A 20400-nucleotide genomic window follows, 5' to 3' on the forward strand; every position below is an offset into this window, starting at 1 on the left:
CTTATACTGCTTTGACGACTTGATAAAAATAACACCCACTTCCATCACTTGATCTGTTTTGACCGTCTGTTGTATTTTTCATGTAAACCATTTGAGAAAAACACGTTCATTTTCATTCAACATCGTGTTGCATCATTGCTCAGGGAAGCTCATGACACTCAAACAATTAAAAGCCTTTTTGGTCCTTGCACGTACGCTTAATTATGCCAATGCAGCCAATGAACTGTGTCTGAGCCAATCCGCTCTCAGCTTAAGTATTAAAACATTAGAAGAAGAACTGGGTGGAAAACTGTTTAAACGCAACACGCGCCGAGTAGAAATCACCACTGAAGGTCAGTCCCTCATTCCCTATGCCAAAAAGCTTCTGGCCAACTGGGAGGATATGGAAAAAGATGTCAAACAGCGCTTTAAACTCAACCGTGGCACTTTAAATATTGCCTCAATGCCCTTTGCCACTCATGCGGTACTCCCCGAAGTGATGCATGATTTTGCACAGCAGCACCCCAACATCAGTTTTTCAATCCATGACATCACCAATGAAAAAATCATTGAAAAAGTTCAAGAAGGTATTTTTGAGATTGGTATTTGTTTTGAACCCAAGGCCAATGACCAACTGATTTTTCAGCCTATATTCAATGAAGACTTTTTAGCTCTCTTGCCCAAACACCACGTCTTAGCCAAACAAAAAAGCGTGACATGGCTTGAACTCTGCTCTTGTCCATTTGTGACCTTACAAAACCCCTCGATTATTCGCCATGTGATTGAGGAACATTGTGCTGCGCTTCAAGTGGTGTTGGACTTGAAAGTCGAATGCCACCAAATCAGTTCGCTTTCACATTTTGTTGCCTACGGTATGGGCGTGAGTGCTATTCCACGACACTTCCAAAAATTCATCGATCTTGAAAAAAATGTGTTGGTTGAAATTGAGGACAACCAAGCGCAACTCGCGGTGGGCATTATTTATAAAAAAGATTATGAACTGTCTAACATGTCGTCTCAATTTATTGAAACCACACTTTGGCATCATTTCTAAGCTAAGCTCTCCCCCCTTCTCTGGGCGAAACTGAAGCTAAACCTTGATAGCTCAGAATAAGCCGTATGATTATTTGCATGGCTTTACCACATGCTTTGACTCTTCTTTTATTTATTTTTCTTCGTAAATATTCTGCATTAATGAGTTTTTCTTATTATACGTTAGAAAGATTCAATTTCTAAAAAGTACAGCGCAATGCTAAAAAAATAACAAGCAAGGAAGATCAGGAAATAAAACATGAATAAAGTCGTCGCAAATGCAGCCGAAGCATTGGCTGATGTAGTTGCCAATAATCAAACGGTTGCCGTGGGTGGTTTTGGCCTCTGTGGTATTCCAGAAGCATTAATTGATGCCTTAAAAGATACAGGTGTCACAGGTTTAACCTGTATTTCGAATAATGCAGGTGTGGATGGCTTCGGTTTAGGTAAATTATTAGAAACCAAACAAATTAAAAAAATGATTGCCTCTTATGTCGGTGAAAATAAAGAGTTTGAGCGACAGTATCTCAATGGCGAACTTGAAGTTGAGCTTACTCCACAAGGTACACTCGCAGAAAAACTACGTTCAGGTGGCGCAGGTATTCCTGCATTTTTCACCCAAACAGGTGTAGGCACCCTCATTGCCGAAGGTAAAGAAGTCCGCGACTTTGATGGTCGTCCGCATATTTTAGAAATGTCCCTTACTGCGGACATTGCTTTAGTGAAAGCCTACAAAGCCGATAAAGCAGGGAACTTAGTGTTCCGTAAAACAGCACGTAACTTTAACCCTGACTGTGCCATGGCAGGCAAATTCACCATTGCCGAAGTTGAACAGGTGGTTGAAATTGGTGAAATCGATCCAGATGACATCCATTTACCGGGTATCTACATCAACCGTGTGGTACTGAACGCCACCCCAAAAAAGCAGATCGAACAACTGACCATTAAAGCAGAGGAAGCTTAATCATGGCTTGGACACGTAATGAAATGGCGCAGCGTGCTGCCCTTGAACTCGAAGATGGTTTTTATGTCAACTTAGGTATTGGCTTACCGACTTTAGTGGCAAATTATCTGCCAGAAGGGATCAATGTTTGGTTGCAGTCAGAAAATGGCTTGCTCGGTATTGATGAGTTTCCAACCCGTGATGCAGTCGATGCAGACTTAATTAATGCAGGAAAACAGACCGTCACCGCACGTAAAGGGGTTGCATTTTTCTCAAGCTCAGAATCTTTTGCCATGATTCGGGGTGGACATGTCAATATTGCTATTTTAGGTGCAATGGAAGTCTCTGAAACAGGTGACTTGGCAAACTGGATGATTCCGGGTAAAAAAGTCAAAGGCATGGGCGGCGCAATGGACTTGGTCTCTGGTGTACAAAAAATCGTGGTGCTCATGGAACACTGCGCCAAAGATGACACGCCAAAAATTGTGCCTCAATGTACCCTACCACTCACGGGTAAAGCTGTCGTTAGCCGTATCATTACTGACTTAGGCGTGATGGATATCACTGCTGAAGGTATGAAACTGGTTGAACTGGCACGCGATGTGAACCTAGAACAAATCCAGAAAGCGACTGGATTAGAACTTATCATCAATGACTTTAAAGCTGCTTAAGTACAAAACAGCATCATTCAAAGCAGCTTCGGCTGCTTTCTTATTGGGCTCAATCAAAAAGATTTTCAGTTAGAAAGAGACTTCTTTATAGCCTTTGAATCAAGCATAAAAACCATCATCAGCTTGTTCAAGAGCATCTCTATACTTCCAAATATATTGAAGGATGACTCCCGCGCACATCTTTTTAACCCAAATAGCTGATGAAAAACTAAGCCGCTCGGCTACTATATTTGCATTCCACATTCAGAGGTTTCCATGTCACAACAAGATTATGAAAATGGTTTAAAAGTTCGCACAGAAGTCATGGGCGAATCTTTTGTTAAACGTGCTCAAGACAATACTGTACCTTTCACCCAACCTTTGCAGGACTGGATTAATGAACATGCTTGGGGCTCAACATGGCAACGTGAAGGTGTTTTACCACGTAAATATCGCTCGTTAATTACTATTGCATTTTTGACGGCACAAAAGAGTCCAACGGAACTGAAAGGTCACGTTCGTGGTGCGTTAAATAACGGTGCAACGGTTGAAGAAATTCAAGAAGTCCTTTTACACAGTTTGCCTTATTGCGGCGCACCTGCGACTCAAGAGGCGTTCCGTGCTGCGCTGGAAGTGATTCAGGAATATCAAAGCAATCCATAAATAGATTAAGCGCCTATACAAAAGCGTCTTTTGCAGTCGTATGGCGCGATTCATCTGGTTTGGCTATGCAGCATTTTTTGCCTAACCAAACCATTTCCATTAAAAGGCTTTGGTCACACTCATGCCAACGCTAAAGTTTCGACCATCGGCAGGTTCAAAGAAGCGACTATTGCCGTCATTCACAATCACTGAGCCAACATAGTTACGGTCAAACAGGTTATAGACTCGGGCATAGCTGTTTACTTTCCAGTCACGGTTTACCCATAAATAGCCGACATTTGCAGCCACAACGGTATAACTTGGCGCAGTATCTGAGTTGATATCATCGACATAAATTTTATCCATATAGCGTGCTTCTAAGCCTGCTTGAAAGCCCTGCTCTGGTTGCCATGCAATACGAGTAAACGCTTGGTTTTTGGCAACCCCGGGAATCTTATTTCCTTTATCAATTGCTTTTGCATATGGAGTAGTTGGGTTATTTGGATTCGCTATTTCTGCTGTATAACTATCAAATTCAGCATCAATATAACTAAAACTCGATTGAATGTTGAGTTCTTTCCAAATCGTTTGTTGCCATGAAAGCTCTAAACCTTGTCGTGTGGTTTGATCTGCATTACGAAAAGTCGCACGACCATCACGTGTTCCCGCTGTCACTATATCGTTTTCTGTATCTGTCTGGAAAATAGCAAAAGTGAAGAACCCAAATGGATTCTGCGACTTTAGACCCAGCTCATAGTTATCACTACTTGCTGCTTTTAACGCAAAATTTATACCCGATTTCGTAGGATCAGTGTTATAAGCCATTTCGGTAAAGGTTGGCGTTTCAAAGCCTTTGCCATAACTGGCATAAGCATAAAGTTCAGGTAAAATTTCCCAACCTAAAGCCACAGAAGGCAATAATTTTTGATAATCCGTTGAACCACTGTCATCACCATTGCCAGCTACAATGTAATGATCATCTGACTCATAATGTACATTGCTATAGCGTAAGCCTGTATCAAGATGCCACGTGGGTAAGAACTGCCATGAGGCTTGTACATAAGGATCTAAATTCCACAGGGTATTCTTTTCATCACGGCGTACCGCACCTTTTACCCCAAATATATTTTGCTCGTTATAATTATTATAACCTTTCCGATCTTCGACCATGCGGTCTAAAGCCACACCGGCAACCAAGGTTGTATTCGGTAAAAGCGCTTTACCCGTCCAACGGAAGTCCGCACCATAATAATCCCGATCAAAATCAATCACGCCACCTGCATGGCGAGGGTTTAATTGTGATGTATTCTCAATACATTCCCCTGTCGTTTTACTTAACGTACATTTAGGAATTGATTGATATTGTACAACTTGTCGATTGCCCAAATAGAACATGCTATACAACTCTTGCTGGTCATTCAGTGGTTTAGTCCACGTCAGTCCTGTTTGGGTTTGTTCAATTTCTTTACGCACATTATAAGTATTGGTACGGTCATTCACTTGTTTCGGATTAGCTTTCCACTGCTCACGACTGAGACCTTGCGGGTCGTCGGCATCAATATCGACACGGTTCATCACCCAGTTGATTTTACTGCCATCGTCTAAGTTCCATGTTAGTTTGGCATTATTTAATACTTTTTGTGCAACACTATGGTCTCGAAAACCATCAGTATCAAAATAAGAAGAACTAATCACATAAGCAGGTTGATTGGCCTGTTCGGAACCCCCTTGTAATTGGATATTGGCTTGTTGCTTATGATGGCTGCCTGCATTTAGACCCACTTGAATTGAGTCTTTCCCTTGTCCTTCTTTGCTCTCAGCTAAAATGGTTCCACCTGATGAGTTACCATATAAAGATGAAAATGGCCCTGTCAGTACTTCGATGTGATCTAAACTATTGAGGTCAATATTGGAACTTTGCCCTTGACCATCAGGCATGGTCGCAGGAATACCATCGACATACATCCGAATGCCACGTACGCCGAAAGTTGAACGAGCGCCAAAGCCACGCATCGAAATCTGTAAGTCTTGCGCATAGTTTTCGCGGTTATTAATTTGTAAGCCTGCAACCCCTTGTAATACTTCGGATAGGTTCACATTGGCATTGTTTTGTACTGTAGCCGCTTGGACTTTTTGAATGGATGCAGAAGTCGATAACAACTCGCTATCGGTATGTACCGCTTGGACGGTGATGACAGGAAGTTGATATTCTGTCGCTTCTGCATAAGCATGCATAGATTGTAAAATAACCGCTGTCAATAAGGCTTGTTTAAAAGGCGCAGGCATCAAATAAGTTAATCGCACAATATTTCCTTGCTTGTTATTACCATAAAAATGGGAAGCCTATCATCTCGACAGGCTTCCCATACAATAAAACGTTTTAATCGGCTAAGCTATACGCAACCACATAATCACCATGATCAGGCGACTGGCGTGCCCCACCTGCGGAAATGACCACATATTGCTTGCCTGTTTTTGGAGAAATGTAGCTCATCGGTGTCCCTTGGCTACCTACAGGTAAACGCGCTTTCCATAACTCTTCACCATTAGATGAATTGAAGGCACGCAAGTAGAAGTCTTGTGTTGCAGCAAAGAACACTAAACCACCTTGCGTCGCCATTGGACCACCAATAGTTGGCATACCAATCGGCGCTTTTAAGCCCATTTTGATGCCCATTGGACCAGTATCTTCAACCGTACCTAAAGGCACTTGCCAAGCCACTTGACGGGTTTTCATATCAATCGCCGTCATGGTTCCGAAAGGTGGTTTTTGGCATGGAATGCCCAATACCGACATAAAGCGGTTTTTATTCACTTTATACGGTGTACCTTTCATTGGCACTGCGCCCATACCAGTGTTGACCTTCTCTCCGCCACTGGCTTCAAGTTTTAAGTCTTCAGGCGTTTGTTTAATCAGCTGAATCCACAGACCTAGGCGCATGTCGTTGACAAACATATAACGATGCGTTGGGTCAAATGCGATACTGCCCCAATTCATCCCACCCAACGAACCCGGAAAACTTAAAGATATATCAGAACCCGGTGCAGTAAAGAGACCGTCATAACGCATCGATTTAAAGTTAATACGACACATCAACTGGTCAAATGGCGTTGCGCCCCACATGTCCGATTCAGTCAAAGTTTGATTGCCAATCTGTGGCATTTCAACTGAACGTGGCTGAGTTGCACTGTATTGCTCATCAGGAATATCTGCAGCTTTTACAGGTTGCTCAACCACTTTGGTTAAAGGCTTGCCTGTCACACGGTCGAGTACAAAGAACTGACCGGACTTGGTGCCAATGACAACAGCAGGTTTGGTTTGCCCATTTTGCATTGGAAAGTCGACCAAGCTTGGCTGCATGGGTAAATCGAAGTCCCAAAGGTCATTGTGAACGGTTTGATAAACCCACTTCTCTTTACCTGTGGTTGCATCCAAAGCCAAAACGGAAGAATTGTACTTATGATCGACAGGTTGACGATTTCCGCCCCAGACATCGACCGACGAACTCCCCATCGGTAAAAACACCGTGTTCATTTGCGGGTCGTAGGACATTGCCGCCCAAGAATTAGCTGAACTACGTTTATAGATTTCACCCGGTTTTAGGACATAGTTTGGATTTGGGTTACGTGGATCAAAAGCCCAACGCAGCTGCCCAGTAATCACATCATAAGCACGAATCACACCACCCGGCATATCGGCTGCAAAGTTGTCAGCAATACGACTCCCGACAATGACGCTAGTGCCTGCAATGGTTGGCGCTGAGGTCACTTCAAAACGAGGCGCTTGCGTACCCGCACCTAGACCTTCCAGTAAGTTCACCGTTCCATCGACACCAAAGTCTTTACAGCGTTCGCCTGTATCGGCATTGACTGCAATTAAACGACCATCAGGTGTATTGGTATAAACACGACGTGGACATGCAGTATTATTTGCCACCGCAGTCACCGCACTTGCACCTGCTAAAGTCGGTTGTACCAAGACTTGAGTCGAGTCAAAGTAACCCACACCACGGCAACGCTCCCAAGCATCCGCTTTAGAGTTCACTTCAGCCTTCCAGATTTGTTTACCTGTGTCTGCATCTAAAGCAATAATGTTGTTATGCGGTGTACATAAATAGACTTTATCACCGACCTGCAAAGGCGTGAGCTGGTCTTCTGCGCCATTACCCTTACCTGTAGTCATATCGCCTGTTTGAAAGCGCCATGCTTCTTTTAACTTAGAAACATTATTACGGTTAATCTGATCCAGTGCGGCAAAACGACTTCCACCAGCATCATTACCATAGTGCGACCAATTCACTTGTTGGGTTTGAGCCGTTACAGGCACTAGAGGGAGCTCTTCACCACTGGCTTTTACCGTTGGATGTGGAATAAACATGCCATATAAACCACCCAGCATACCTAACACCGTCAAACCACCTAAGGCATAAGCAGGTGCTGAAGGTGCAATTTGAAATTGGTACTTACGAATAGCAGGTAAAGTAAAACACAGTGCGGCAAATAAACCCGCAGGAAACATTAATCGTGAATGGAGTGCCCAAAAATCCCAACCTGCATCAAACAGTGCCCAAACCACGGTTCCAAGAAAAACCAGTGCAAAAATCCAGACACCCAGTGCTTTTTTTCTAAAAATAAATATTGCGGAAATGGTGGTCAATAAACCTGCAATGAGGAAGTACCATGAACCCCCTAGACTAATCAGTTTTCCACCACCGATTAAATAAAATAAGCCAGTCAGCAATAAAGCTAAGCCTAATATAAAGCACCATATTTTAAATATGGGTTGAGATTGTGCTTCGGACATACTTTTTACTCCAAATGCTGTGTTTTAAATGATCTCTCCTACTTTGTTTTGAGCATCATTCACACCACATCCAAACTTTGAGCATCCACAATTAACTTGCTTCAACAATCAAAAAGAGTGTTTAAATTCAGCAACAGTATTGCTTACATTTTAAACACTCTTTCACTTTAAATACGGTTAAAAATTCACCTTAACGCTAAGACCCGCCACCCAAGCATCATCCACTTCTTTCACGCCAGAAGGTTGATAGATATATTGCAGGTTGGGTCTGAGCATCACCGCAGGTGACCACTGATAGGTATAGTTCAACTCAACATTGAGTTCGTCATGTTGAATTGGGACATAGTCACTGGCAAGCACGTCATAACTGTAATAACCACGGCCTTCGTTGGTGGCTATTTGCTTATCCGTCACACGATCATTCACCACATAGTTGGCCAAACCAAAACCAATAGAATCATTTGGACGGCTATCAAAAGGACCTTTGTACCAAAGCGCCAGTTGTTGTGTACTTTCTACAAATGTTGTGGCCTTATCGCTCACTACGCCATTAAAACTGATATATAAACCACGTTTAGAATCAGCCCCGTGTTGGGTCAGTTGTTGTTGTGCATTCAGCCAAAAACTGTATTTTCCATCTTGCATTTCGCCACTGCGAATGTCTTTTGCCTCAGCCGTGGAATACAGTGCACCGAGTTTATATTCACCCGGTAAGCCATTAAATGTGGCAAGTTTTGGTTTCCACGCCAGTTCAACTGGGATGGTCGCCCCTTCGACATTGTCCATATCGAGGTTAAAGCCATCACTGTCTGAGTCTGTTTTGACATTGTCTGGGTTGACTTCATAGACGCCAACGCCAAGTGACCAGTCTGGTGCAAATTGGTATTTCACATTGGTGCCCCATAAGCTGACAGGCCAGTTATACCAAATCGAACCGATGGACTTCCCTAACTGTCCACCACACAAAAGTAAGTTCTGAAACTCACATTGCGAGCTGTTAAAGTCATCAGACATGCCCATACGACCAATTTTGAATTGGACACGGTTGTCGTCAAATCCTGTTTTGATCCAAGCCTGAGTTAAGCGCCAAATTTTGCCACGACCATAAATTTCTTGGCTGTTGCCCAAGGTACTGGCACGAGGGTCTTTAATTCGTTCAAGCGTTAGGGCGTTACCATCACGTTTGGTAATCATTAAGCCGGCTGTGGTATTTTCCCAACCTGCAATTTTGTTTAAATCAAAATTGGCACCCAGTGTGAGCTGCGCGGCATTGTCAAAACTTCTGTCATCGTTATAACCACCCGCCAAATTGGTCGCTGCTTGGCTCATAATGGCTGCTGTAAATTTATAACCTTGATCTTCCAGTTGCTTCCGTTCACCGTTCCAATCTCCGAATAACCATTGACGGTCTGCTGAATAAAATTCATTGGCTGAAGCCAATTGGCAACCAAGCAGCGCCAAAGACAGTGTGCCGATTTTTAATAATAGTTGTTGCATACCAAACATCCTTTTCTGTGAGGAAAGCTCAACGCAGGTGAGCTTTCCATGCGGTTTTTATTATTTAATGCGAACGGCTGGACTCAGTTCAGAAGTTGCACCCAAATGGTCGGTCACATTGGCTGTGACATTGGCCACACCACTTGCCACTTTCCATGTTGCTTGACCTTGACCTTGAGCATTCGTGGTCACCACTTGAGTACCTAAATACTGCTCTGCTTCTTGACTCTTCGCTTGACGATTGGCAAAGAACTCAACCTGATAGTGTTGATTTGGCTGTGCTTGAACTGTAGCGGTGACTTGACCTTTGCTATAGCTTAAACGTGGTGCTTGAATGTTTTGGTTTGGTATCGCGTTACAGCCCTGCTCATTTGGCTGTGTGCAAGTTTTTTGCAGTTTCGCCGCTTCAATGACTACGCCGCCACCACGAGAACCGACAAAGCCAGCATGTTCAAGCGCAGGCACAGCAAAAACAATGGCACCTAATCGCTGATTAGGGACGCAAGAACCACCCGCTTCACAGCGTTTAATGTCTTTGCCATTGTCCCAAATTAGGTTTTTGGTCAAGGTTGTACGGGCATTGGCATCTTTTTCTGAACGAATGGCTATCCCTAAACGGTTACCATGAACTTTATTGCTGTCAAAAATGTTGCCATCACCGGTGAGGTTAAAGCCAATCGAGTTGTTGGTCAGTTCGTTATAAGCGATGTAATTGCGCTTACCCCAGTTGATTTGCAAACCATCAGAATAGTTTTCAAATTTATTCCCGACCACGGCATTGTCATTGCCCCACAGAATTTCAATCCCCTGAGACGGCTCTGGATTGGCTTTGGTTGAAGTAAATAAGTTGTTGGCCACAAGGTTAAATGCCGCGCCACGCGTCAGCTCTAAACCATCACCATTATCGACAAACAAGTTGTTCAAAACTTTGTTGTTATTGGTGGTGGTCGAAGTCGGATTACCCTTACCGTCATCACCCGTCAACATCACGCCTGAGCCACCGTAGTTATTACTAATCCGGTTATGTTGAATCAAGTTATTGCTTGAGCGGTTCACCAATACACCAATACAGAAACGATGAATATCGAGACCTTTTAAGGTCACGCCATTCACATCTTGCAGAACTAAACCCGGTAAAGTCGTAGTACGGACATTGGTACCATACTGTTCAGGGTTTGCCCCCGGACACGCTTTAGCACCTTCACCTTTAATATAGTTTGAACCATCAATCGCAATAAACTCGCCTGTTTTGTCCCATTGCGTCCCAATGATCTTCACTGAAGACTTAATTGGCGGTAAAGCTTGATTCAGTTTAATTACATAGGGTGCTGTACCCACAGCTTGGATTTGAATTTCATTTTCTTGTGTCGCATGGGCATTCGATTGTTCAATCGCCCAACGCAGTGAACCTTTTGCAGTATCGTCCTGATAACGATCCACAATATAAGTTTCTGCACTAGCAAAACCTGATGCCGCTAAACTCAAAACTAATGTGGTCAAACGTAAAGTTGATGGTTTCATATTTTAAATCCTTTTCTATCCTTGAAGATGAATAACACAGTGCATTAAGGCGTCGGTTGTACTGTTTTCAGCAACTGTTTGAGTTGAGTTACATCAATTTGACCCGGTGCAGAGGCTTCACCAATCATGCCAAAACTTAGGCTGCCACCCATATTGGCAGTTGCCACACGTGAAATCGTGCCCAACTGTCCCATCGACATGGTTAGCAGTGGTTTTTGACTTTTTTGACTCACAGCCAACGTGGCATTCATGAGGGTAAAGACATCTTGTTTTGACTTTGGCATCACCGCAATTTTAAGAATATCTGCGCCCATCTGATCTTGTTTTAGCAGGCGGTTTTCAATGTCTTGTTGCTCAGGTGTTTTGGCAAAATCATGATTTGACATGATCACCAACACTTTCTTGTCATGTGCCAATTTGGTTAATTTGGCGACACTGCCTGCATCACGGAACATTTCGATATCCAGCAATTGCATAAATGGCTTTTTCAGATATTCACGATAAATCTTTTCATAGTCTTGATCAGACACCGTCATTTTTCCGCCTTCGTTATGGGTACGAATGGTGGCAATCAACGGTTTATCTTTTAAAATTTGATTCAGCTGCTGACCCAGTGCGATGACTTTTTTGGTGTCCGCAGAAAATTCGAGTAAATCGATGCGAAACTCAGCCACATCTGCATTGGGGTTACTGGCAATCACTTTTGCTTGGGCAGTGGCTTGCTCTGCTGTTTTTGCGGTAATCGGTACAATGGTTTTGACAGGTAAATCGCCAATATTGAGATTTTTCACCACATAATGTCGCGCACTTGATTGAACCGCTTCTGCTGCAAATGCTGGAATTGCCGCTAAAACAGCACTGCTTAAGCAAAGTTGCATCGCAATTTTTTTAATCTTCATCATTACATTTCCTTGTATTTATAAACTTATTGTCTGACTTCTATCGTCAGCAGCAAATATACGTAGGATGGATGAAATGGGTCATGCCATCACCACGCCTAAACTTGAATCATTTCAACAAGAGCAATAATGAACTAGCTGCTCTTGCCAATTCCGACAATTAGATGTCTAAGAAAACTGTTTCGTCTTCGCCTTGCACACGAATGTCAAAGCGATACACCACTTCACCATCACGCTCCTCACGCTTGGCAATTAAAGTCTGACGACGCGGTGCCCACTCAATGCCTTTCAGCACTGGGTCTTGCGCATTGGCTTCTGCTTCATCTTCAAAATACACACGGGTGTTTAAGCCAATGTTGATACCGCGTGCGAAAATGATCAGTGCAATATGCGGTGCCTGAGTTGTCCCTTTACGGCCCGGAACCACACCCGGTTTAATGGTATTGAAACTCCAAAAACCAGTTTCAAAGTCTGCGCCTGTACGACCCCAACCGAGGAAGTTTGGATCGACCACTTTGCCTTGAATATCGGCCGCACTTGGATACACACCGTTGGCATCCGCCTGCCAGATTTCAATCAATACATCGCGTAGCGGTAAACCTAAACCGTCGAACACTTGACCTTCTAAGCGAATACGTTCGCCTAAAGTATTTTCTTTAACTAGCTGGTTGTTAAAGTTATTTTCAAAGACTTCAATGTTGGCTTGTTGTGGCAACAAACCAATGTGTACGTATGGTCCACCTGTTTGAGATGGCGTTTCGTGCAATTCTTGAAAGTTCCAATGGTTCATGTTGTTCTCCCTGAATTAAATCAAATCATTTTCGAAATAAGTCGCACGACGACCACGTAAAGTGATGTCAAAACGATAACAACGGCTGTCTGCTTCAATGAAGTTGCTCTTGTCTTCCAAGGCAATCAATGCACGACGTTGTTCTTCCGAAGGAATGGTTTTAATAATTGGACACGAATCAATCAGCGTATCGCCTTCAAAGTAGAACTGAGAAATAAGACGTTGCGCCCAACCATCGGCAATCAAAGAGAAATGGATGTGCGCAGGACGCCATTCGTTAATACGGTTACGCCAAGGGTACGGGCCCGGCTTAATGGTACGGAACACAAAATAGCCATTGGCATCGGTCATCATGCGGCCACAACCACCAAAGTTCGGATCCATCGCACCAATAAACTGATCATTTGGATGGCGATAACGACCTGAAGCATTGGCTTGCCACACTTCAAGCAAGGCATTTTTGACTGGACGACCGAACTGATCACGCACATAGCCATGCACAATAATGCGCTCGCCAATCGGCAAACCTTCTTTAGCATAGTTCAAAATCAAATCGTTATCTTTAGGCCCAAACTGCTCCGCACTAAATTGTGGTGAAGTCACTTCAGTTAAGGTTTCGGCAATTGAGATCAACGCATTTTTTGGCGAGCGTAACACACTGGTTTTATAGCCAGGTGCGTATGCTGGCGGATGATCTTCGGTATTACGTTGTGCATAAGCACCTAAAATAAGTTGCGACATGTGACGTCCCTCTTAATCTTGTTCCATTACTCTTGATTCGTTTGTGCTTGGCTAAGCTGCTGTTCGCTCAGCTTTTGCGGGGCAATACCCAAATCTGCAAAAACTTCTTCTGCCATATGCATGGCTGCATTGGCTGCGGGCAAACCTGCATACAGTGAACAGTGCAAAATCAATTCTTTTAAGTCGTCCTTGGTCACACCATTGTTAAAACAAGCACGTAAATGCATACGTAGTTCGTCTTCACGGCCCAATGCCAATAACACGGCAATGGTGACTAAGCTACGGGTATGACGCGGCATGCCTGGTCTAGACCAGACTTCGCCCCACGCAAAACGGCTAATAAAATTTTGAAAGTCGGCATTGAAATCATTCAAGTTCTCAAGTGAACGACCGACATGCTTTTCACCCAGCACTTCGGTGCGTACAGTGATTCCTTGTTCATAACGTTGTTCATCATTCATGGGAGAAACCTCAATTAGGTCGCATCGGTATGTGCGACCAGTGATTTAACAAAAATAGCGACTGCTGCTGCCGTTGCAGGAATCAACAGCAGACTTAAAATGGCAGTAAACGACCAGTCATTGCCCAGTAAAACTGCGCCGATCCATGCACCAAATACCGCACCAAAACGCCCAATCCCAGACATCCACGCCACACCTGTTGCACGGCATTGCGTCGGGTAAAAACGCGCACTCAGTGCTGGCATAGCCGACTGCGCACCATTAATTGCAACACCCGCACAAAGCACTAAAATGGCAAGTAAGGTTGGATTTGCTAAGCTCTGCCCCACGGCAAAGGCAAAGATCCCAGCGACAAAGTAGAAGCCTGCAATAATGCGGTTCGGGTTGAAACGGTCCATTGCCCAGCCAATAAATAAAGCACTGAGGACACCGCCAAACTGAAATAAACCACCGATAAATGCAGCGCGTTCCATCGTTGCGCCTGTTTCACGCATTAGGGTTGGTAACCAACTGGTGAGTAGATAAATCATCACCAAACCCATGAAATAGGTTAGCCACAATAAAACCGTACCTTTGACATATTTCTGAGAGAACAGCATGCCAAACACACCTTTCTTCTCTCCACCTTCGGTTTTTTCTTCAGGTACATGAAACTCAGTAACACCCTGTACTTGCGTCGGTGCAATACGCGTTAGAATTTTGCGGACTTTTTCGCTGTCACGGCCTTTCACAATCAAGAAACGATAGGATTCTGGCAGAAAGAAAATCACCAAGATCATCAAGATCAGTGGCGACCAACCGCCCAGTAAAAATAAGCTGTGCCAACCAAAGGTTGGGATCAACCAACTGCTGATGAAACCACCTGTCGCCATACCCAAGTTGTAACCACAGAACATGCAGGTCACGAGTAACGAGCGTGAGCGCTGCGGGCAATATTCAGAAAATAGCGTGGTTGCATTCGGCATCGCAGCACCCAAACCAATACCAGTTAAAAAGCGCAGTATTACCAAGGTATTTAAGTCCGCCGCATAGGCTGATGCCAAAGTAAAGCCACCGAAAATCAGCATCGAAACACTTAAAACAATCTTTCGCCCAAAGCGGTCAGCGGTTGGACCAGACACCAAAGCCCCAATAATCATACCGCCTAAAGCCGCACTCATGACTGGACCCAGTTGCGAGCGGTCTATCCCCCAGTCTTGTGCCAAGGCTGGAGCAATAAAACCCATTGCCGCAGTATCAATACCGTCAACAAAAACAATGAGAAAACATACAATTGCGATCAACCACTGATATTTGCTAATCGGGGCATCATTAATCAGTGCTTGTGCGTCTATACTCGTTTTTTGAGTAGCGTATTCCTGAGACGCCATACCTGCCTCCTTGGGCTGAAAGTCCTTTTAAAAATCCTTAAACTATTGAAGCGATCCAATGAACTGACTGAGGGTTTGGGTAAACAGCTCAGGTTGCTCAATATTGGAAAGATGCGATGCATCAATCACCGCGAGTTCACTATTTTGAATCTGTTGTTGCATAAAGACGCCATCTGCCACTGTCGTAACTGGGTCAAATGCGCCTGCAATCACTAAAGTTGGAATCTGAATCTGTTGAATTTGAGTAGATAGATCTGCTTGCGCGAGCGCTCGGCAAGATTCTGCATAGCCCAGTGCTGGCGTAGTCGCTAAAGATTGAATGGTGCGCTGCGCCAAAGCATCGTGTTGATAATCAAACTGCTCACTAAACCAGCGTGTATGCGTAGTCGTGACCAAGTCTGCTAAGCCATTGGCTGTCACAGCATCGGCACGAGCATTCCATCCTTCTTCGTTCCAGATTTTGGCTGCTGAGTTCGCCACGGTAATACTGTGAAAGCGATCTGCATGATGAATGCCAAGCCACAAAGCGGTCATACCTCCCATTGAAATCCCGAAGAAATGCGCTTTTTCAATGTTTAAACCATTCAGGATATCAATCACATCTTCTGCAAGGTTTTGTACAGTGGTCTGCTCAATCACATCACTTTGCCCATGACCACGCGTGTCATAAGTCACCACTTTGAACTGCTGTTCGAAGGCAGCAACTTGTGGCTGCCACATGCCTTTATCTGTACCCAATGAGTTTGAAAATACAATCACAGGGGCATGGTCTTGCCCACTGATTGCAACGGATAAGGTCTTGCCTTGACGATTGGTCATCGTGATATTCACTTTGCCTCTCCTTTTGCTTCCTGCAAAACCGCATCAATTTGGTCTTGGATATTGCCAAGATAAGATTCGGGTTTAAAAATATCGTTAATCTGGGCTGCGCTAAAATAGGCTTTAACTTGATCGAGTTCGCAAATGACCTCTTTTAAGTGAACGCCTTTTTCCACGGCTGTTTTGCATGCTTCTTCAACCACATGATGTGCCTGTAAGCGTCCGATATGCGGTGCCAAAGCCATCATCACCGCTTCCGCCATGATCAAGCCTTGCGTACAATCAAGATTGCGTTGCATGTTCTCAGCATTGACTTGCATGCCCTGTAACACGTCTAAAGTCCGCTCCAAGACACCTGCGCAAAGCTGGAAAATTTCAGGCAATGCCAGCCATTCTGCATGCCATCCACCCAAACTACGCTCATGTTCCTGCACCATGCTTTGGTACAAACTCGACATCAGCACAGGCACACGATTGGCTGCGGCTAAAACGGATGCCGCAGCAATAGGATTACGTTTGTGTGGCATGGTTGATGACCCACCACGCCCTTTCGCTGCGGGCTCAAATACTTCTGCAATTTCAGTTTGCATCATCAATGACCAGTCACGTGCCATTTTTCCCAAACTGCCCGTCACTATCGCTAGAACACTCGCCACTTCAACAAGACGGTCGCGCTCACCATGCCAAGTACAGCTTGGAACAGAAAGTTGTAACTGTGCTGCAAATGCTTGCACAACTGCTGTGCCTTGATTCTGCAAAGATGCCAACGAACCAACTGCACCGCCCAATTGCGCAGTGAAGACACGCGCTTTCATGGCTTCAATACGGGCTAAATCACGATAAAATGCCGAGGCCCAACGCGCGAATTTATGCCCCAACGTAATCGGCAAACCTTGCTGCAACCATGTGCGTCCAATCATCACTTGTGCACGATACTGTTCAGCTTGGGTCAATGCAGTGCGGTAACATTGGTGAATTAAAGCTTCAACATGCGTCATTGCTGCACGACATTGCAAAATACAGGCAGTGTCTAAAATGTCTTGACTGGTTGCACCCCAATGTACATAACGTGCAGCATCTTCATCATTTTGTTTCACAATCGCAGTTAATTGCTTCACAAAAGGAATCGCGATATTGCCCGCCAAACCTGTAGCAAGAGCTAAAGCATCAAAGTCAATCTGATCAATTGCAGTTGCTGCGATGTTTGAAATTGCTGTTGCCGCAGATTCTGGAATGACACCGACCTGAGCCTGCGCTTGTGCCAAGGCAACTTCAGCCTCAATCATGTATGACACCAACGCGCGATCACTGAAAATTTCAGTCACCTCATTTTGGTAAAATAAGCTGGCATATAACTGGCTCATGATCGTTATCCTTAAATCTGCTTTAAGCGCGTTGAATAATCATTGCAATGCCTTGACCTACACCAATACACATCGAACACAGGGCATAGGTTCCACCGGTTTGTTCTAACTGGTTCAAAGCTGTGGTGACTAAACGGGCGCCCGATGCACCCAGTGGATGACCGATCGCAATCGCACCACCGTTTGGATTCACTTGAGTGGTGTCATCTGCTAAACCAAGATCACGCGTTACCGCTAGTGCTTGTGCTGCGAAGGCTTCATTCAATTCAATTACATCCATCTGTTCTAATGTCAGATTGGCTTGTTTGAGGAGCTTCTTGATGGCAGGTGCAGGTGCAAAACCCATAATGCGTGGTTCTACACCCACTGCTGTTGAAGCAATGATTTTGGCACGGGGTTTAAGTTGGAACTTCTCGATTGCTTGTTCCGAAGCAATTAGTACAGCAGCCGCACCGTCATTGATGCCTGATGCATTCCCCGCAGTGACGGTGCCTTCTGCTGTCACGACTGGCTTGAGTTTTGCCAAAGCAGCTAAGGTAGTTGATGCACGTGGATGTTCATCCGTGTCGACCACAATCGGATCACCCTTACGCTGTGGAATATTTACAGGGATGATTTCGTGTTTAAAAAAGCCTTGAGCTTGCGCGGTTGCGGTGCGCTGTTGACTCGCCAAGGCAAACTGGTCTTGATCTGCGCGATCAATATTAAAGTGTTGTGCCACGTTCTCCGCAGTTTGTGGCATGGTCTCTACACCATACATCGCTTTCAACTTAGGATTGATAAAACGCCAGCCCATGGTGGTGTCTTCAATCTTTTGACTACGACCATAGGCTGTTTCTGATTTACCCATGACAAAGGGTGCACGAGACATACTTTCCACACCACCAGCAATGATCAGGTTGGCTTCACCCGCTTTAATGGCACGAGCTGCCATCGCAATAGCATCAAGTGATGAACCACATAAGCGATTGACTGTCGTGGCAGGTACTTCAACCGGTAAACCTGCAAGTAAAGCCGACATACGACCCACATTACGGTTGTCTTCTCCCGCTTGGTTGGCACAGCCGTAGATCACGTCGTCGATCAATTCCCAATTTACAGATGGGTTACGTTCCATTAAAGCTTTTATTGGTAATGCACCAAGATCATCTGCACGAACTGGCGCGAGACCACCTGCATAACGTCCGAATGGAGTACGGATGGCGTCAATGATGTATGCGTTTTTCATTTAAATTTTGTCCTTTATCTAAAATCCCTCCTGAGGAACAACGTTCCGCAAGTCCCTTTGATAAAGGGAGAAGTTGCCCTCTTTGAAAAGAGGGGTTAGGGGAGATTTATTATCCTTGAGTCGCATCCACTAAAGTTGCACCCGTCATTGCCTGCAATTCTGCAAAGCTTAGACCGTCGACTTTCTCAATCACTTTTAAACCTTCAGTGGTGACATCAATCACACACAAGTCGGTATAAATACGATCGACACATTTCAAACCTGTCGCAGGGTAAGTCAGTTCAGCTACGATCTTTGGTTCACCTTGTTTGGTCACATGGTCAGTGGTGATAAAGACTTTCTTGGCACCGACGGCTAAGTCCATTGCACCGCCGACCGCAGGAATCGCATCAGGTGCACCGGTATGCCAATTGGCCAAGTCACCATTGGCTGCCACTTGGAAGGCACCCAGAACGGCAATATCTAAGTGACCACCACGCATCATGGCAAAAGAATCCCCGTGATGGAAAAAGCTACCACCTTGCAGCATGGTCACATATTCTTTACCCGCGTTGATCAGTTCTGGGTCTTCTTGACCTTTTTCAGGTGGTGGACCAAAAGCCAATAAGCCATTTTCAGAATGTAAGAACACGTCTTTGTCACTTGGTAGGTAACTGGCAATTTTGGTCGGTAAGCCAATCCCAAGATTCACATAAGCGCCATCTGGAATATCTTGTGCCACACGTTCCGCAATCTGATTGCGGCTGAGTTTTTGATAGCTCATGATGTTCTCCCGATTACACAGCAACAGGTTCAGGTTGGACCTGCACCACGTGTTGAACAAAAATACCTGCGGTGATGATGTGTTCAGGGTCTAATTCACCCAGTTCTACCACTTCAGACACTTGTGCAATGGTTACACCGGCCGCCATAGCCATAATCGGGCCGAAGTTACGTGCCGATTTGCGGTAGACCAAATTCCCCCAACGGTCGCCTTGCTGCGCTTTAATCAAAGCAAAGTCGGCTTTGATTGGATATTCCAGTACATAATCTTTACCGTCGATGTGACGGGTTTCTTTGCCTTCGGCCAATAAGGTACCGTAGCCTGTAGGGGTGAAGACTGCACCAAGTCCCATGCCTGCGGCTTGAATACGACAGGCCAAATTGCCTTGCGGCACCAGTTCCAATTCGATTTTGCCTGCACGATAGAGTTCATCGAAGACCCAAGAGTCGGACTGACGCGGGAACGAACAGATGACTTTTTTCACGGCACCCGCTTTGAGTAGCTTGGCTAAACCATAGTCGCCATTACCAGCATTGTTGCTGACGATGGTAAGGTCTTTAATGCCGAGTTGAATTAAGCCATCGATCAGTTCAGCAGGTTGTCCTGCGGTGCCAAAACCACCAATCATGATGGTTGAGCCGTCGGTGATTTGGGAGAGCACTTCCGCGAGGGATGCCGCGCTTTTATCTATCATTAGATAACTCCATTGTGCATCATGCAAATTTGAAAAGGCGCGGAAAACTAACTTATACTGGAGGATGATTCAGCTAAAACCACATTCCCTAGTTTTTCAGTTCGATTTCCTTATCTGTTCATTTTTTATAATTTCTCCGCTTTGGGATAGATAGTGATCATAGGTTTTGTTCGATCATCGAACAAAATACCTATATATCGAAC

18 protein-coding genes are annotated in these 20400 nt (G+C 44.7%); 4 read left to right on the forward strand and 14 right to left on the reverse strand.

Features of this window, described 5'->3' with window-relative positions; all coding sequences use genetic code 11:
- The first annotated feature begins 151 nt into the window (after nt 1-151).
- From F986_RS10245 to F986_RS10260, 4 genes are all read left to right on the forward strand, one after another.
- The gene (locus F986_RS10245) at nt 152-1033 is read left to right on the forward strand and encodes a LysR family transcriptional regulator (protein WP_004694708.1); all 882 of its coding nucleotides are present in this window, start codon (nt 152-154) and stop codon (nt 1031-1033) included.
- Between the two features lie 237 nt (nt 1034-1270).
- A complete protein-coding gene (locus F986_RS10250; RefSeq protein WP_004694710.1) occupies nt 1271-1975 on the forward strand; it encodes a CoA transferase subunit A in 705 nt (234 codons plus the stop codon).
- Nucleotides 1976-1977: 2 nt separating this feature from the next.
- A complete protein-coding gene (locus F986_RS10255; RefSeq protein WP_004694711.1) occupies nt 1978-2625 on the forward strand; it encodes a 3-oxoacid CoA-transferase subunit B in 648 nt (215 codons plus the stop codon).
- Nucleotides 2626-2880: 255 nt separating this feature from the next.
- Nucleotides 2881-3267: a carboxymuconolactone decarboxylase family protein gene (locus tag F986_RS10260; RefSeq protein ID WP_004694713.1), complete on the forward strand. Its 387-nt coding sequence runs from the start codon at nt 2881-2883 to the stop codon at nt 3265-3267.
- 99 nt (nt 3268-3366) lie between these two features.
- Here the strand turns inward: F986_RS10260 and F986_RS10265 are convergent, their stop codons facing one another.
- The 14 genes from F986_RS10265 to F986_RS10330 form a co-directional block, all read right to left on the reverse strand.
- On the reverse strand, nt 3367-5532 hold the full coding sequence (locus F986_RS10265) for a TonB-dependent receptor (RefSeq protein WP_017396947.1): 2166 nt from the start codon (nt 5530-5532) through the stop codon (nt 3367-3369).
- A gap of 94 nt (nt 5533-5626) precedes the next feature.
- A complete protein-coding gene (locus F986_RS10270; protein WP_004694718.1) occupies nt 5627-8050 on the reverse strand; it encodes a glucose/quinate/shikimate family membrane-bound PQQ-dependent dehydrogenase in 2424 nt (807 codons plus the stop codon).
- 177 nt (nt 8051-8227) lie between these two features.
- Nucleotides 8228-9547 (reverse strand): carbohydrate porin, encoded by a 1320-nt coding sequence (locus F986_RS10275; protein WP_004694720.1) that lies wholly within the window; start codon nt 9545-9547, stop codon nt 8228-8230.
- Between the two features lie 60 nt (nt 9548-9607).
- Nucleotides 9608-11068: a right-handed parallel beta-helix repeat-containing protein gene (locus F986_RS10280; protein ID WP_004694721.1), complete on the reverse strand. Its 1461-nt coding sequence runs from the start codon at nt 11066-11068 to the stop codon at nt 9608-9610.
- Nucleotides 11069-11112: 44 nt separating this feature from the next.
- Nucleotides 11113-11970 (reverse strand): type I 3-dehydroquinate dehydratase, encoded by an 858-nt coding sequence (aroD, locus tag F986_RS10285; RefSeq protein WP_004694723.1) that lies wholly within the window; start codon nt 11968-11970, stop codon nt 11113-11115.
- A gap of 157 nt (nt 11971-12127) precedes the next feature.
- A complete protein-coding gene (gene pcaG / locus F986_RS10290) occupies nt 12128-12757 on the reverse strand; it encodes a protocatechuate 3,4-dioxygenase subunit alpha (protein WP_004694724.1) in 630 nt (209 codons plus the stop codon).
- Nucleotides 12758-12772: 15 nt separating this feature from the next.
- Nucleotides 12773-13498, reverse strand: a complete 726-nt coding sequence (gene pcaH, locus F986_RS10295) for a protocatechuate 3,4-dioxygenase subunit beta (protein WP_004694726.1) — start codon at nt 13496-13498, stop codon at nt 12773-12775.
- A 26-nt stretch (nt 13499-13524) separates the two neighbouring features.
- Nucleotides 13525-13959 (reverse strand): 4-carboxymuconolactone decarboxylase, encoded by a 435-nt coding sequence (gene pcaC, locus F986_RS10300; RefSeq protein WP_004694728.1) that lies wholly within the window; start codon nt 13957-13959, stop codon nt 13525-13527.
- A gap of 14 nt (nt 13960-13973) precedes the next feature.
- Nucleotides 13974-15329, reverse strand: a complete 1356-nt coding sequence (locus F986_RS10305; protein WP_004694731.1) for a 4-hydroxybenzoate transporter PcaK — start codon at nt 15327-15329, stop codon at nt 13974-13976.
- Between the two features lie 42 nt (nt 15330-15371).
- Entirely contained in the window at nt 15372-16160 is a 789-nt protein-coding gene (gene pcaD / locus F986_RS10310; protein ID WP_004694733.1) for a 3-oxoadipate enol-lactonase, read from the reverse strand.
- A complete protein-coding gene (gene pcaB, locus F986_RS10315; RefSeq protein WP_004694736.1) occupies nt 16157-17512 on the reverse strand; it encodes a 3-carboxy-cis,cis-muconate cycloisomerase in 1356 nt (451 codons plus the stop codon). Before pcaB ends, pcaD begins: the two co-directional genes overlap by 4 nt.
- A 22-nt stretch (nt 17513-17534) precedes the next feature.
- Nucleotides 17535-18740: a 3-oxoadipyl-CoA thiolase gene (pcaF, locus tag F986_RS10320; RefSeq protein ID WP_004694738.1), complete on the reverse strand. Its 1206-nt coding sequence runs from the start codon at nt 18738-18740 to the stop codon at nt 17535-17537.
- Nucleotides 18741-18849: 109 nt separating this feature from the next.
- Nucleotides 18850-19503, reverse strand: a complete 654-nt coding sequence (locus F986_RS10325; RefSeq protein WP_004694740.1) for a 3-oxoacid CoA-transferase subunit B — start codon at nt 19501-19503, stop codon at nt 18850-18852.
- A 13-nt stretch (nt 19504-19516) separates the two neighbouring features.
- On the reverse strand, nt 19517-20197 hold the full coding sequence (locus F986_RS10330; protein ID WP_004694742.1) for a 3-oxoacid CoA-transferase subunit A: 681 nt from the start codon (nt 20195-20197) through the stop codon (nt 19517-19519).
- Between the last annotated feature and the right edge of the window lie 203 nt (nt 20198-20400).

The organism is Acinetobacter johnsonii CIP 64.6, assembly GCF_000368045.1.
GTDB classification, from domain to species: domain Bacteria; phylum Pseudomonadota; class Gammaproteobacteria; order Pseudomonadales; family Moraxellaceae; genus Acinetobacter; species Acinetobacter johnsonii.